The 13542-nt window shown below is 53.1% G+C and carries 15 protein-coding genes; 11 read left to right on the top strand and 4 right to left on the bottom strand.

Annotated elements, in window-relative coordinates:
• The first annotated feature begins 214 nt into the window (after positions 1-214).
• Positions 215-688, top strand: a complete 474-nt coding sequence (gene yedD, locus QSK07_RS03165) for a lipoprotein YedD (protein WP_285720423.1) — start codon at positions 215-217, stop codon at positions 686-688.
• Positions 689-760: 72 nt separating this feature from the next.
• On the opposite strand, the gene amyA is transcribed toward yedD, so the two are convergent.
• The 4 genes from amyA to fliD all read right to left on the bottom strand — a co-directional run bounded on the left by amyA (position 761) and on the right by fliD (position 4544).
• Positions 761-2242 carry an alpha-amylase gene (amyA, locus tag QSK07_RS03170; protein ID WP_285720424.1) on the bottom strand — a complete coding sequence of 494 codons (1482 nt, stop codon included), beginning with the start codon at positions 2240-2242 and terminating at the stop codon, positions 761-763.
• Positions 2243-2344: 102 nt separating this feature from the next.
• The gene (fliT, locus tag QSK07_RS03175; protein WP_098053002.1) at positions 2345-2710 is read right to left on the bottom strand and encodes a flagella biosynthesis regulatory protein FliT; all 366 of its coding nucleotides are present in this window, start codon (positions 2708-2710) and stop codon (positions 2345-2347) included.
• Positions 2710-3117, bottom strand: a complete 408-nt coding sequence (gene fliS / locus QSK07_RS03180) for a flagellar export chaperone FliS (RefSeq protein WP_285720425.1) — start codon at positions 3115-3117, stop codon at positions 2710-2712. Before fliS ends, fliT begins: the two co-directional genes overlap by 1 nt.
• An 8-nt stretch (positions 3118-3125) precedes the next feature.
• A complete protein-coding gene (gene fliD, locus QSK07_RS03185) occupies positions 3126-4544 on the bottom strand; it encodes a flagellar filament capping protein FliD (protein ID WP_098053004.1) in 1419 nt (472 codons plus the stop codon).
• A gap of 336 nt (positions 4545-4880) precedes the next feature.
• Between fliD and QSK07_RS03190 the strand changes: the two genes are divergently transcribed.
• From QSK07_RS03190 to tcyN, 10 genes are all read left to right on the top strand, one after another.
• Complete coding sequence (locus QSK07_RS03190; protein WP_285720426.1) at positions 4881-6167, top strand: FliC/FljB family flagellin; 1287 nt, start codon at positions 4881-4883, stop codon at positions 6165-6167.
• Positions 6168-6574: 407 nt separating this feature from the next.
• Positions 6575-6745 (top strand): glycosyltransferase family protein, encoded by a 171-nt coding sequence (locus QSK07_RS03195; protein WP_285720427.1) that lies wholly within the window; start codon positions 6575-6577, stop codon positions 6743-6745.
• A 48-nt stretch (positions 6746-6793) separates the two neighbouring features.
• Complete coding sequence (locus tag QSK07_RS03200) at positions 6794-7249, top strand: glycosyltransferase family protein (protein WP_285720428.1); 456 nt, start codon at positions 6794-6796, stop codon at positions 7247-7249.
• 245 nt (positions 7250-7494) lie between these two features.
• Positions 7495-8463 (top strand): HNH endonuclease signature motif containing protein, encoded by a 969-nt coding sequence (locus QSK07_RS03205; protein WP_275222483.1) that lies wholly within the window; start codon positions 7495-7497, stop codon positions 8461-8463.
• 142 nt (positions 8464-8605) lie between these two features.
• Positions 8606-9328 carry an RNA polymerase sigma factor FliA gene (locus QSK07_RS03210; protein WP_003854529.1) on the top strand — a complete coding sequence of 241 codons (723 nt, stop codon included), beginning with the start codon at positions 8606-8608 and terminating at the stop codon, positions 9326-9328.
• A gap of 50 nt (positions 9329-9378) precedes the next feature.
• A complete protein-coding gene (fliZ, locus tag QSK07_RS03215; protein WP_008926851.1) occupies positions 9379-9882 on the top strand; it encodes a flagella biosynthesis regulatory protein FliZ in 504 nt (167 codons plus the stop codon).
• A gap of 203 nt (positions 9883-10085) precedes the next feature.
• Complete coding sequence (locus QSK07_RS03220) at positions 10086-11072, top strand: D-cysteine desulfhydrase (RefSeq protein ID WP_098053007.1); 987 nt, start codon at positions 10086-10088, stop codon at positions 11070-11072.
• A gap of 112 nt (positions 11073-11184) precedes the next feature.
• The gene (tcyJ, locus tag QSK07_RS03225; protein ID WP_098053008.1) at positions 11185-11985 is read left to right on the top strand and encodes a cystine ABC transporter substrate-binding protein; all 801 of its coding nucleotides are present in this window, start codon (positions 11185-11187) and stop codon (positions 11983-11985) included.
• The gene (gene tcyL, locus QSK07_RS03230) at positions 11985-12653 is read left to right on the top strand and encodes a cystine ABC transporter permease (protein ID WP_275222486.1); all 669 of its coding nucleotides are present in this window, start codon (positions 11985-11987) and stop codon (positions 12651-12653) included. Before tcyJ ends, tcyL begins: the two co-directional genes overlap by 1 nt.
• The gene (tcyN, locus tag QSK07_RS03235) at positions 12650-13402 is read left to right on the top strand and encodes an L-cystine ABC transporter ATP-binding protein TcyN (protein WP_285720429.1); all 753 of its coding nucleotides are present in this window, start codon (positions 12650-12652) and stop codon (positions 13400-13402) included. Before tcyL ends, tcyN begins: the two co-directional genes overlap by 4 nt.
• The last annotated feature ends 140 nt before the right edge of the window (positions 13403-13542 follow it).

A 13542-nucleotide genomic window follows, 5' to 3' on the forward strand; every position in this document is an offset into this window, starting at 1 on the left:
CGCGTCAGTGTAGCGGGTTACCCCACGCTTGTCAGGCGTGCCAGAGCCCACTCAGACTGCCAGTTGCCGATCAAAAGGCTGGCCGGTGTCCTGGCTCAAGGGTAAATTCTGCTGTAAACAGTCGCTCGCGGGTGTCTGAACAGCCAGATACCTTGCGCTACGCGGTGGAAAAATTATAACGTAGCCGCCATTGACGCGATCTTAGGGATTAAACATGAAAAAGTGGATGCTGATTGCCGCGCTGGCACTGAGTGGCTGTGCGCAAATCAACGATTATGAAAATGCGGTACAGACGCCGGCACCGGCTGATTTGCAGGGGAACTGGCAAACCGTCGGCCCTCAGAGCAGCCTGATCAGCGGACAGGCCATGGCCAGTCTGATTATCAATGCGGATGGCAGCACGCTGGATTGCCGTCAGTGGATGCGTGTGATTGCGAAGCCAGGCAAACTGACACGTCTGAACGGTGACTATGTCAACGTGACGCGTGAGATACGCGTGATGCCGCTGGTCGTCGAAAACAGCGAACTTAACTATGACGGGCTGACCCTGCGCAAAGTGGCGCGTCCGACAACAGAGTGTCAGCAGGCACTGGAAGAAGTGGCAAAACAGCCGAAAGCCGCGGTGATTCAGAATATTGAACACCAGCTGCTGCGCACGTCGATTACTGAGCATAACGCGCAGCCGTAACCGCAGCCCATAAAAAAACCGCCCTGGTAGCGCGCACGCATCTGCCGGGGCGGTTTACGTTTACTCCGTCACTTATTCTGCTACTACCCAGACGCTGACGCTGCCACCGTTACAGACAAAGACGGCTGTGCCTTGCTCGTCGGCGGTAATGGTTTCTTCACGGTTGCCCAGATGATCGCGCCAGACCTTACCAGCAAAGCCTTCGCCCATTGGCACACTTTTCTCGCCCGCATCGCCGTTCGACATGATCACCACACAGCCTGGCTGCGTTTCAGTACCGCTGCGGCTGAACGCCACGCAGTTGGGATGATCAAAGTAGTCGGTCTGCACGCCCCAGCCATACTGCTGACGCGCCCGGATTAATCCTTCGAGTTCAGGAATGACCGGCATCTCAATTTTGTGCGTCTCGCCGTCGCCGCCCTCATCTTCGTAAGTCGCCCCGAACAGGTCAGGATAGAAAATGGTCGGCACACCCTGCTCACGCAGCAGGATCAGCGCATAGGCCAGCGGTTTAAACCAGGCCTCTACCGGCGCTTCCAGCGATTGCAGCGGTTGGGTGTCATGGTTGGCTACGATCGTCACGGCATGCCACGGATCTGCCACCACCAGCGAATTAGCAAAAATCTGGCTCATATCGTAGGCGCTGCCTGCGGTTGAGGCCTGATGGAAGTTCATATGCAGTGGCGCATCAAATAGCATGGTTTTGCCTTCCACCTGATGCACATACTCCTGCAGCTTCTCGGTTTCAAACGACCAGTACTCCGCGACGATAAACATCGGCTCTTCAGCAACGTCCTGAATATGATCGATCCACTCTTTATAGAACCAGGCCGGAATATGTTTTACCGCATCCAGACGGAAGCCGGTGCAGGGCACCTGTTCCATCACCCAGCGCGCCCAGTATTTCAGCTCTTCCCTGACCGCATTGTTGCGGAAATCGATGTTAGCACCCATCAGATAGTCGAAGTTGCCCAGCTCGTTATCGACCTGATCGTTCCAGCCTTCGGCGGTGTAATCGTTGATGATTTTGAAGACGCCGTTTTCGTCCGGGTTTTCGATGTGGTCTACGCCGCTAAAGCATTTGTGGTCCCAGACAAATTTCGAATACTCACCGGCGCGTGCCGGAAAGGTGAATTTTGTCCAGGCTTCGCAGGGCACGACCTCGTCGTAAATTTCATCACGGTTGTCGGGATTGACGCGGTTCACGCTGATCGCCTCTTTCTCGTCAGCACCCATTTTGTGGTTTAGCACCACATCCAGCAGCACCCCTACGTTATGGCTGCGCAGAGCTTCTGTCGCCGCCAGTAATTGCGTTTTATCGCCATATTTAGTGGCAACGCCGCCTTTCTGATCAAATTCCCCGAGATCGAACAGATCGTAGCTGTCGTAACCGACAGAATAGCCACCCGAATCCCCTTTGTAGCTCGGTGGTAGCCATGCCATGGTGATACCAATTTCGCTGAGCCAGGCCGCGCGATCGGCGACTTCCGGCCACAGTTTGCTGCCATCCGGGTAATACCAATGGAAAAACTGTAATAACGTTGGGTTTTGCATGTACCACACTCCTGGGGGATGATGAAAATCAAGTATGGAGTAAGCGGCAGAAAAGAGACGCCGCGCAGAAAAATAAATCTGGCGGCGAAGCAGAGAAGGGGATCAGGAGAGGGTTTCGCGCGGCACCATCACAATGCCGCCCTGACTGGCATAAGCGGACATCACCGATTTCTGACGGCTGTTCTGACCGACCAGCGAAGCCAGCTCATCCATCCGCGCCTGCAGCAGGCGTTTCACTTCGCTTTCGTTGTCGAGGATACGGCGCAGTACCGGACGTAACTGCTCCTGCGTCTGTGACGAGGGCGATACCGCCTCTGTTGACTGGGCTAAGTTCTGCACCGCATTGACATACTCCATCTCCCGGCTGATCAATTCATCCCATTCGCCCTGTGCGGCATGACGCAGCATTCCCTGGCTGAGATCGAGTAACTGTTGGTAAACGGCAATCAGATGCGGTGCAGTAGTCATTAAACGGCGTCCTGAATCAGGTTAGGTTGAACCACTTCTTTCCACGCGTCCGCGATGCTACGCAGCAGGCCTTCGACCTCCTCGACCGCTGCAACATCATTGTGCAGGTTGGCCTGCAACAGGCGACGCGTCATGTAGTTGTAAAGATCCAGCAGATTGTCTGCCAGCTCATCACCACGGTTTTCAGCCAGGCCCTCTTTCAGACCTGCTTCGATAATATTGATGGCTTTGGAGATGGAGTTGCCTTTGCCTTCGATATTGCCATCCTGCATAAACAGACGGGCGCGAATTAACGCGCTCAGTGCGCCATCGAACAGCATCACGACCAGCTGCTGCTGGCTGGCGCTCATCACGGCGCTTTCTACGCCAATTTTTGCATAGGCTTTGGTGCCTGTAGCACTGTACATGGTCACTCCTATGATGAAGTTGTGGAAGAACTGGAGGTATCGAACTGCTGCGTCAGATACGTACTGGTGGCGTTAAGTTTACTGATGGCCAGGTCAAGCTGAGTAAACTGCGTTTTATAACGTGCAATATCCGCATCAATACGATCGCTGGTCGTGTTGTAGAGGGTGGTTAAGTTATTCAGTGTTTTACTGACGCCATCAGTAGCCGCCTGAACAATACCTTTCGTTGCCAGCCAGTCAGTCAGTTTGCTGTCGATTTTTGCTGCGATACCGGTTTTACCATCACCCACGATCATCTCTTTTACGCCCGCAGCATCTTTATCCAGGGCGGCGCTCAGCTTGGTCGAATCCAGTTTTAATGAACCGGTTGTGGGATCAGAGGTGATGCCAATCTGACTCAGTGATTTGTAGGTGGACGAGCTTTGTGCATTGGTTAGCATGCTCTTAAGCTGAGTCTGAATAGTTCGAAGCGTACTGTCACCCAACAGCGCACCATTGCTGGAATCCTGTGAGGTTGTGTTGGTGTCAACCTTGGTGTATTTGGTCAGGGTATTGAACTGATCCAGCAGCGTATTATAAGCATCGACCCAGGTGCTAAGAGCACTTGACGCTTTAGAGCTATCTTTGGTGATTGTCAGCGACTGATCACCCGACGTCAGTGCGGTAAGATTTAAGGTTATTCCTTCCAGTGCATCACTGATCTTATTACTGCTGTTCTCAATATCAACGTTATTGACCGTGAGTTTGGCGTTCTGCGCGGGGACGCTTTGGGTCATTGCATTACTGCTGGCGCTGGCGTCATAGCCCACGATACCCTGGAGTGTGTTATCGCCAGTGACAGCAATTGTCGAAACGGCATTATCGCTACCCGATTCATTTGCGCTCACTGAAAGCCGGTAACTGCCATCTGAAACCTTAATAACAGTGGCGGTCACGCCAGCATCAGCGTTATTGATAGCGTCACGCATCCCGGTCAGCGATGTCTGATCGCTGGTGAGCGTCACACTTTTACTGGTTCCATCTTTTAAGGTGATCGCAAGACTACGGCTGGATACAGAGCTGTCACCCAACGCGGCGGTATTGCTGCTCTGCACCGCCGAGGTAAGCACCTGCGCCTGTGCCAGCTGAGAGACGGTAATCGCATATTTACCCGCCACGGTAGTACCAGACGTCGTGGCGCTAAAGGCACTGGAACTGCTGGTCGCGGTGGTGGCAGTAAAGAGATCGGCACTGTTCAGCTTGGTGTTAGCCGTCTGAAAGGTCGTCAGTGAACTCTTCAGCGTGGCATAGGCACTGAGCTTGGCAGTATAGGCCGTTTGCTGGGTGGATATCGGTGTGAGTGCCGTTTTTTCCGCCGTTTGCAGACTATCCAGAATGCTGCTCAAATCGAGTCCTGAACCAATACCCAACGTTGAGATAGTAGCCATGTTAATTCCTTTATAAGGTCGACAGGGAAATTGATATCGGTGTTATCGGCCTTGAATAGGGAAAGTTTAAGGTTATTTGCCTTAGAGTAATGAGGTAAATAAGCACTATAGAGAAGGGTAATTCAGCGGCTAGAAAATTAATGAATTAAGGCTAAAGAAGTCGGGACCGGTGGCGATAACTTAAAACGTGACAGGCTGAAGCAGAAAAATTCGCCTGGTACTAAAAAAATTCTAAAGGTTGTTTAACGGCAGACGATAACAACTTTGACGGCGCTGAAGCCGGCGGGTTGAAGCCCACACCTTAACCGAAAGACTTGATTAACAGGAAAATTTATCATGGCCCAAGTCATTAATACCAACAGCCTCTCGCTGATCACTCAGAACAACATCAACAAGAACCAGTCAGCTCTGTCTACTTCAATGGAGCGTCTGTCTTCTGGTTTACGTATCAACAGCGCGAAAGATGACGCTGCTGGTCAGGCAATTGCCAACCGTTTTACCTCTAACATCAGGGGCCTGACTCAGGCTGCTCGTAACGCCAACGACGGTATCTCTGCTGCGCAGACCACTGAAGGCGCGCTGTCAGAAATCAACAACAACTTACAGCGTGTTCGTGAACTGACTGTACAGTCTCAGAACGGCACCAACTCTGATACTGACCTGACTTCAATTCAGGATGAAATCAAGTCCCGTCTGGACGAAATCGACCGCGTATCCGGTCAGACTCAGTTCAACGGCGTGAATGTGCTGGCTCAGAACGGCACCATGAAAATCCAGGTTGGCGCAAACGACGGCGAAACCATCAGTATCGACCTGAAGAAGATTGACTCTTCAACTCTGGGTCTGAGTGGTTTTGGCGTGGATAAGAACACGCTGAAAACCAGCGATGCAATCACTCAGGTTGGTGCAAGTGGCTCACTGAAGGATGTTGACCTTTCTTCAGTCGCTACTGCACTGAAAGTTGATGCAAGCACCCTGTCACTGAAAAACGTGCAGACGTCTGCTGGCGCAGCAACCTCTACCTATGTGGTTTCTTCTGGTAGCGACAACTATGCGGTTTCGGTTGACGATGCGAGCGGCAAAGTCACGCTGAACACAACTGACATCAGCTATTCTGACAGCGACAACGGTGTGACCGCGGGTTCAATGACCGGTAAGTACGTCAAAGTGGGTGCTGATTCAACGGGTGCAGCTGTAGGTTACGTCACTGTGCAGGGTAAAGACTATAAAACTGCTGCTGGTGCACTGACCAACACCAATGACACAACAGGTTCTCAGAACGTAGCGAGTGCCATTGGTGATATCGCATCCACAAGTAACGCCAACGCCTTCACTGGTTCAGCAACAGCTGACCCACTGGCTCTGCTGGACAAAGCTATCGCCTCTGTCGATACCTTCCGTTCAAGCCTGGGTGCGGTACAGAACCGTCTGAACTCTGCGGTAACCAACCTGAACAACACCACGACTAACCTGACATCAGCACAGTCTCGTATTCAGGATGCTGACTACGCAACAGAAGTGTCAAACATGTCTAAAGCGCAGATCGTACAGCAGGCTGGTAACTCTGTATTGTCTAAAGCGAACCAGGTTCCACAGCAGGTTCTGTCTCTGCTTCAGGGCTAATCGCCTTCTGTCAAAATTCAAAACCCTGCTTCGGCAGGGTTTTTTTTGACTATGGTAAGTCGGTATAGCTTCAACTGTCTTTGAGCCAGCATGACTTGTTATTGCGTATGATGATCTTCTTTCGCATTCTGATCTCACTGCTATTGAAATATTGCGCTTCACATCAGGGGGAAATTAAAATCCGCCTTTCTCCAAACCCTTTTCTCATTAAGTACAGCCTGTATTTCCTGAATCCGACAAAATTAAACACTTTGCTTACATTGTATTAATATTCTTATAGGATCAATTGCCATTATGAAGTGAAAAAAGGGCAGTCTTGTATCATTTCGCCTGTTTTGAACCGCATGAAATATTGCAACGGTTATGCTTTTCGGCCTGACATTTATGGATGAAAGTCTGATACCTGCATGAAAATTTTTATCATTAACCCCGCCTCATCAACCGGCCGTGGCGCCACTATTGCTGTGCAGTGCGACGCCGCCGGACCTGACTGCGAATTTATTAGCGCCGTCAATGGCTATGCATTAACTGAAGCGGAAATTGCACAGCATACCCGTGCGGTTAATTATGCGTTCTAACCGGGTGAAATAGGGTGTGCATTAAGCTTTCTCGCTATTTGTCGGAAAATGAAGGATGAAGAAAAATCACAGGCGCGGACTCTGGAAAATGATGCCTTATTAACTCCAGAATTCCCTGCGGTAATATCCACTCCGGCAATGCAGCTATCCAAAAAAAGTCCGTCGCTGGTGCTGCTCTCGCGCGTTAACAGATACGTTGATATAAAGATTACTAAAGTTATGGAAACTGCGCACCGCTATCCGGTTTACAGCGCCACTACTGCACACGCATATGTCATCAATCTGGTGGCCGCGACACGGCTGCTTAAACTGCTCTATCCGGTATGGAGGGGTGCCAATAAAGGGTGCCTGTTTGAAGAGTATGTAGCCATAAAGCTACTGGCGGTGCAGCCCGCACCGGTGATGCTGCATGATCTGGCGCAGCAGACCCCCAGCCAGCATTTAACGATATTGCTCAGCATAACCAGCATAACCAGCAAAAACGCGATATCTGGACGATGCTAATGGCAAATCGACCGCTCCGCCTCAGACTGCGTCATCGCTATCGACAGGCTGTGCTCCCTCTGCTTCATCGCATCGTCGATGTTAAAGCCGATGCCAGTCATAAGATATAGCATCCACCAGACTAATATGGCACGGGCGCGAAGGCAGCCCACGAGAATCCATTAGCCCGTTACAGTTCCCCCTCAGCCTGCCGATAACTCTCTACAGAACAACATCATTTTTGATTTTAACTTTGTGGAGTGTCTATGCGCTTCAATTATGACCTTTTACCGGGCGAGCAGCTGACCTTTGACGAGATCGCCCGGCGTTATGCGCTGCAATATCCTGATGATAAAGAGCTGACGGCGCGCGCCTTGCTGAGTCCGTCAACCGGCCTGCGCACACTGAAAATCCGTGCGGTGTTCGCGCGTGAAGAGAGCAACAGTCCGCTGGAAGATCTCCTGTTCATCTCTCATGACAACGAGCGTAAGAATTATCTGCGCCGGTTTGAGCACTACCTTAAGCAGAATCTTTCTTTCCTCTATTTCCGTCGCAGCGACAACGAGAAGCGCGACAACCTGTGGAAAGTGATGGGCAGCAGTCAGGTCTTCGCGATGATCGATCCACAATCGGCCACGGCACAGAATCTGTTAAACAGTCGCGGCTACAAACTGGTGCTGATGCATCAGGATGATGAAGACATCTACTGGCAGCTCTTTAATCCGCAGGCGGACCCCTGTTTTCCGCAGTCGCAGCGTATTCAGTTCATCGTGGTGCTCAGTACGCCGCAGCACAAAGTCCCTGCAGCGGTGATGCCAGGCACTGAAGTGGGGCGTCGCGTCAAAGCACGGGTGCTGCAGCGTGCCAGCCAGGCGGAATTCAGCGCCGGTGTCAAAGCGCGCTACGGTGCCTGTGTGATGACCGGCACCGAGCTGACCGACCGGCACAACTGGCCGTGGGTTGAAGCCTGCCATATTGACACGCAGGAGGGCGATGACGGCATACTGGCAGACAACAGCATCGATAATGGCCTCTTTTTACGCAGTGATTTACAGCGGCTATTTATTAACCGACTGATTAGCATTGATGCTGAATCAGGAACGATTCAGGTTCACCCTGGCGAGGAGGCGCGGCAGCACATTGCGCCCTGGTATCAGGAGCTGGAGGGTCGTGTCTGCAGTTTGTGGGCCGCGGTGCCGCCCGCCACGCGGCAACGGCTGCGCACCCGTCGTTAATTTCAGGAAGCGTGCAGAAATAACTGCACGCTGACTTAACAAAAATCAAATAGCCTCGTTTTACCCCGCCTATTCAGCCAATCGAAAACGCTACAGAATTGCATAATCATGCCGATAACTTCATTAACGCAGGGTAGTCAACGTGAACGATTTCTATACCGCCGAAGGCGTGATGGACAAGCATTCGCTCTGGCAGCGCTACGTGCCGCTGGTGCGCCATGAAGCGTTGCGTCTGCAGGTTCGCCTGCCGGCCAGCGTTGAGCTTGACGACTTGCTGCAGGCAGGTGGAATAGGGCTGTTAAATGCCGTAGAGCGTTACGACGCGCTTCAGGGCACAGCTTTCACCACCTACGCCGTGCAGCGTATTCGTGGCGCTATGCTCGACGAGCTTCGCAGTCGGGACTGGGCACCACGCAGCGTGCGGCGTAACGCACGTGAAGTGGCGGGCGCAATGCACAGAGTGGAACAGTCGCTGGGGCGCTCTGCTTCCGAGCAGGAAGTGGCGCAGCAGCTGAATGTTTCCATGGAGGAGTACCGGCAGATCCTGCTGGACACCAACAATAGTCAACTCTTCTCCTACGACGAGTATCGGGAAGAGCACGGCGACAGCGCGGAGCTGGTGACGGAAGGCCATGAAGAGGCTAATCCGCTTCACCAGTTGCTTGAAGGGAGTCTGCGTGAGCGCGTCATTGAAGCGATCGAAGCGTTACCGGATCGTGAAAAGATGGTGCTGACACTGTACTACCAGGAAGAACTGAACCTGAAAGAGATTGGTGCAGTACTTGATGTGGGTGAATCCCGTGTCAGCCAGCTGCACAGTCAGGCGATTAAACGCCTGCGGGCCCGACTTGCGGGAGCGCGCTAGCAGTATCAGTTCCTGGCGATTCAAAATTATAAGAAACCGGGGACTCAGTAATGGGAGCCAAGACCAAGGCCAGACCGTTAAGTCGTTATCTTAAAGACTATAAACACAGCCAGAGCAACTGTTCACACTGTGGCAAGGTATTAGATCGAATGGCGCTCGTTTTTCGTGGCCAGATCATTAATAAAGAGGCCATCGCACGGATGGACCAGATGATTGATGAGCAGCTGTGGCTGAAACTTCAGCCCGAACTGACCGCGCTTTGTCGTTTTTGTAGTGATATTTTTTGTAATACCCATCCTAATTACTTCGACATTATGGCGTTTAAACAATATTTGTTTGAACAGACAGAGATGAGCCCCAGCACGATTCGTGAATATGTGGTGCGTCTGCGTCGACTGGATGAGATGCTGAAAGCCAAAAATTTCCCGGCCGAAAAGCTAAAAGGAAATAGCTGGCATCAGTGTCTGGAAAGCGATCTGCCCGATGCCGGTAATAACAATTACCGTATCGCGCTGCGCAAGTACGATCAGTTCCTGGGCTGGCAGCAGGCGTAAGCCTGTTCTGCACCGATTGCTCCCCCGCGTGCCCCTGGCACGTTATCTCTTACCCGTCAGCCGGGTAAAGGGAAGGGGGAGCACGGCGCTTCTTTCTTCTCGTCTTTTTATTACCGCATCTACTGTCACCTGAATCAGAGTGATCCTTTTCGCATCTTCTGCAACACTGTAAGGATAATTTACATGCCCGACCGGAGGCAGCATTGTCTTTACATCTGTTACATCACTTCCCGCGTCTTGAACTGCTTGGCGCACCCACACCATTAGAACATCTGCCACGCCTTTCCGACTATCTGGGTCGCGATATTTTCATTAAACGTGATGACTTCACGCCGGTAGCGATGGGCGGCAACAAGCTGCGCAAGCTGGAGTTCCTGGCAGCTGATGCGCTGCGCGAAGGCGCAGACGTGCTGCTGACCGCCGGCGCAATCCAGTCTAACCATGTACGTCAGACGGCGGCCGTCGCGGCCCGGCTTGGCCTGAAGTGTGTGGCGCTGCTGGAAAACCCGATTGGCACCCGTGCTGAAAACTACCTGAGCAACGGCAACCGTCTGTTGCTGGACCTGATGGACGCGGAAGTGATTACGGTTGATGCATTGCACAACCCCACTGAACAGCTGGCAGAAGAGGCCACGCGTCTGGAAGCGCAGGGATTCCGCCCTTACATTGTGCCGGTCGGCGGCTCCAATGCGCTGGGTGCACTAGGCTATGTAGAGTGCGCGCAGGAGATCGCCCATCAGAGCGAAGGCGTGGTCGATTTCGCCGCCGTGGTTGTCGCCTCGGGCAGTGCCGGCACTCATGCCGGACTGGCGGTAGGCCTGGAGCATCTGTTGCCAGAAACTGAGCTGGTCGGCATCACCGTTTCACGTCAGGTCGACGCGCAGTTGCCGCTGGTAGATCGTTTACGTCAGTCGCTGGCGGAGACGCTGGAAGTGCAGGCCACGGCACCGATCACGCTGTGGGATGACTATTTTGCGCCACGTTACGGTGAGCCCAATGAAGAAGGCATGGCGGCAGTGAAACTGCTAGCGCAGCTGGAAGGCATTCTGCTCGACCCGGTGTATACCGGTAAGGCGATGGCCGGATTGCTGGATGGCATCAGCCAGAATCGTTTCCGCCGTGAAGGCCCGCTGCTGTTTATTCATACGGGCGGCGCACCGGCGTTATTTGCTTATCATCCTTCGGTCTGAGACAAGCGAATAAAACAGTTATACTCCGTGCGTTATCATTCTGGACTGGCAGCAACTCGCGGTGCTGCCCTTATAAGAACACACACACAATACTGTCAATAATGGGGTGAATATGTCCTTTTCTCGTACAGGTCGTCAGATGGTGATGGGCGTCATGGCTATGGCGCTGATCGCAGGCGTCAACGTTAAAACTTTTGCAGCCGAAAACCTGCTGAACAAAATCAAAGAGCGCGGCACGCTGCTGGTGGGCCTGGAAGGCACCTATCCGCCATTCAGTTTCCAGGATGAAAAGGGCAAGCTGACCGGCTTTGAAGTGGAATTCGCGGAACAGCTGGCGCAGCACATGGGTGTTAAGGCGAGCCTGAAACCGACCAAATGGGACGGCATGCTGGCCTCACTCGACGCGAAGCGCATTGATGTCGTCATCAACCAGGTCACCATCTCTGATGAGCGTAAGAAGAAGTATGACTTCTCAACGCCATATACCGTCTCCGGCATTCAGGCGCTGACGATGAAAGCCAGCGCGGGCACCATCACTAAACCGGCCGATCTGGCGGGCAAGAAAGTGGGCGTGGGTCTCGGCACTAACTACGAGCAGTGGCTGCGTGAGAACGTGAAAGGCGTGGACATCCGTACCTATGATGATGACCCGACGAAATATCAGGATCTGCGCTCTGGTCGTCTGAATGCCATTCTGGTTGACCGTCTGGCCGCGCTGGATCTGGTCAGGAAAACCGGCGATACCATGGCGGTTGCGGGTGATGCCTTCTCCCGTCAGGAATCGGGCGTCGCAGTGCGTAAAGGCAACGACGATCTGCTGAAGGCGATCGACCAGGCCATTGCTGATATGCAGAAAGATGGCTCGCTGAGCAAGCTGTCTCAGAAATGGTTTGGCGCGGACGTGACGAAATAATGCAGGAAAGTCTTCAACTGGTGCTGGATTCAGCACCTTTTTTATTAAAGGGCGCGCTATTTACGCTGCAGCTCAGCATCGGCGGCATGTTCTTCGGTCTGCTGCTGGGCTTTATTCTGGCGCTGATGCGTCTGTCACGCTTCTGGCCGATTCGCTGGCTGGCGCGGATTTATGTCTCGATTTTCCGTGGTACCCCGCTGATCGCCCAGCTGTTTATGATCTACTACGGCCTGCCGCAGTTTGGCATTGAGCTGGATCCGATCCCCTCTGCGATGATTGGTCTTTCCCTGAACACTGCTGCGTATGCCTCTGAGTCACTGCGTGGCGCAATTGCATCGATCGAGCGCGGCCAGTGGGAAGCGGCGGCGAGTATCGGCATGACCCGCTGGCAGACCCTGCGTCGGGTGATCCTGCCGCAGGCTGCGCGCACCGCGCTGCCTCCGCTGGGTAACAGCTTTATCAGCCTGGTGAAAGATACCTCGCTGGCGGCGACGATTCAGGTGCCGGAACTGTTCCGCCAGGCGCAGCTGATCACCTCGCGCACGCTGGAAGTTTTTACCATGTATCTGGCGGCCTCGCTGATTTACTGGGTGATGGCAACAGTGTTATCTGCGTTGCAGAACCGGCTGGAACAGCATGTTAATCGTCAGGATTCGGAGTCGAAATGAGCGCCATCGAAGTCAGAAAGCTGGTGAAATCTTTTAACGGCCAGAGGGTGTTGCACGATATCGACCTTGATGTGGCCGCCGGTGAAGTGGTTGCGATTATCGGTCCCAGCGGCTCGGGTAAAACCACGTTGCTGCGCAGTATCAACCTGCTGGAAGTGCCGGACAGCGGCACCATCCGCGTCGGGGAGATTACCGTGGATGCGGCGCTGGCACAGAGTAAGCAGAAAGAGCAGGTGCGTCGTCTGCGTCAGCAGGTCGGGTTTGTTTTCCAGAACTTCAATCTGTTTCCCCATCGTTCGGTGATGGAGAACATCATTGAAGGGCCGGTTATCGTTAAAGGCGAAGCGAAAGCGGATGCGATAGCCCGCGCCCGTACACTACTGGAGAAGGTCGGGCTGCACGGCAAGGAAGAGAGCTATCCGCGTCGTCTGTCGGGTGGACAGCAGCAGCGCGTGGCGATCGCGCGTGCGCTGGCAATGCGGCCAGAAGTGATCCTGTTTGATGAACCGACCTCGGCGCTGGATCCGGAGCTGGTGGGTGAGGTGCTCAGCACTATTCGCGCACTGGCTGAAGAGAAACGCACCATGGTTATTGTCACGCATGAGATGAGCTTTGCCCGCGACGTCGCTGACCGCGCTATTTTTATGGATCAGGGGCGCATTGTGGAGCAGGGCGACGCGAAAGCGTTGTTCAGTAATCCTCAGCAGCCGCGAACCCGTCAGTTCCTCGATAAGTTCCTTAGTCAGTAACCTCACTGCCTTCCCGGGAAGGCAGTTTTAACCGCCTTAATAATCTCATTTTTCAAAAGATAACGGGCGGCTGTCAGCATAATACGCGCTGTAATATCACAACCTATTATTTAGCCGTTAAACCTTTTGCCACATCTGAC

The sequence above is a fragment of the Pantoea sp. QMID4 genome (assembly GCF_030270445.1).
GTDB classification, from domain to species: domain Bacteria; phylum Pseudomonadota; class Gammaproteobacteria; order Enterobacterales; family Enterobacteriaceae; genus Pantoea; species Pantoea vagans.

Coding starts and splice junctions, on each gene's coding strand:
- yedD (WP_285720423.1), top strand. CDS start 215: ATGAAAAAGTGGATGCTGATTGCCGCGCTGGCACTGAGTGGCTGTGCG.
- amyA (WP_285720424.1), bottom strand. CDS start 2,242: ATGCAAAACCCAACGTTATTACAGTTTTTCCATTGGTATTACCCGGAT.
- fliT (WP_098053002.1), bottom strand. CDS start 2,710: ATGACTACTGCACCGCATCTGATTGCCGTTTACCAACAGTTACTCGAT.
- fliS (WP_285720425.1), bottom strand. CDS start 3,117: ATGTACAGTGCTACAGGCACCAAAGCCTATGCAAAAATTGGCGTAGAA.
- fliD (WP_098053004.1), bottom strand. CDS start 4,544: ATGGCTACTATCTCAACGTTGGGTATTGGTTCAGGACTCGATTTGAGC.
- QSK07_RS03190 (WP_285720426.1), top strand. CDS start 4,881: ATGGCCCAAGTCATTAATACCAACAGCCTCTCGCTGATCACTCAGAAC.
- QSK07_RS03195 (WP_285720427.1), top strand. CDS start 6,575: ATGAAAATTTTTATCATTAACCCCGCCTCATCAACCGGCCGTGGCGCC.
- QSK07_RS03200 (WP_285720428.1), top strand. CDS start 6,794: ATGAAGGATGAAGAAAAATCACAGGCGCGGACTCTGGAAAATGATGCC.
- QSK07_RS03205 (WP_275222483.1), top strand. CDS start 7,495: ATGCGCTTCAATTATGACCTTTTACCGGGCGAGCAGCTGACCTTTGAC.
- fliZ (WP_008926851.1), top strand. CDS start 9,379: ATGGGAGCCAAGACCAAGGCCAGACCGTTAAGTCGTTATCTTAAAGAC.
- tcyJ (WP_098053008.1), top strand. CDS start 11,185: ATGTCCTTTTCTCGTACAGGTCGTCAGATGGTGATGGGCGTCATGGCT.
- tcyL (WP_275222486.1), top strand. CDS start 11,985: ATGCAGGAAAGTCTTCAACTGGTGCTGGATTCAGCACCTTTTTTATTA.
- tcyN (WP_285720429.1), top strand. CDS start 12,650: ATGAGCGCCATCGAAGTCAGAAAGCTGGTGAAATCTTTTAACGGCCAG.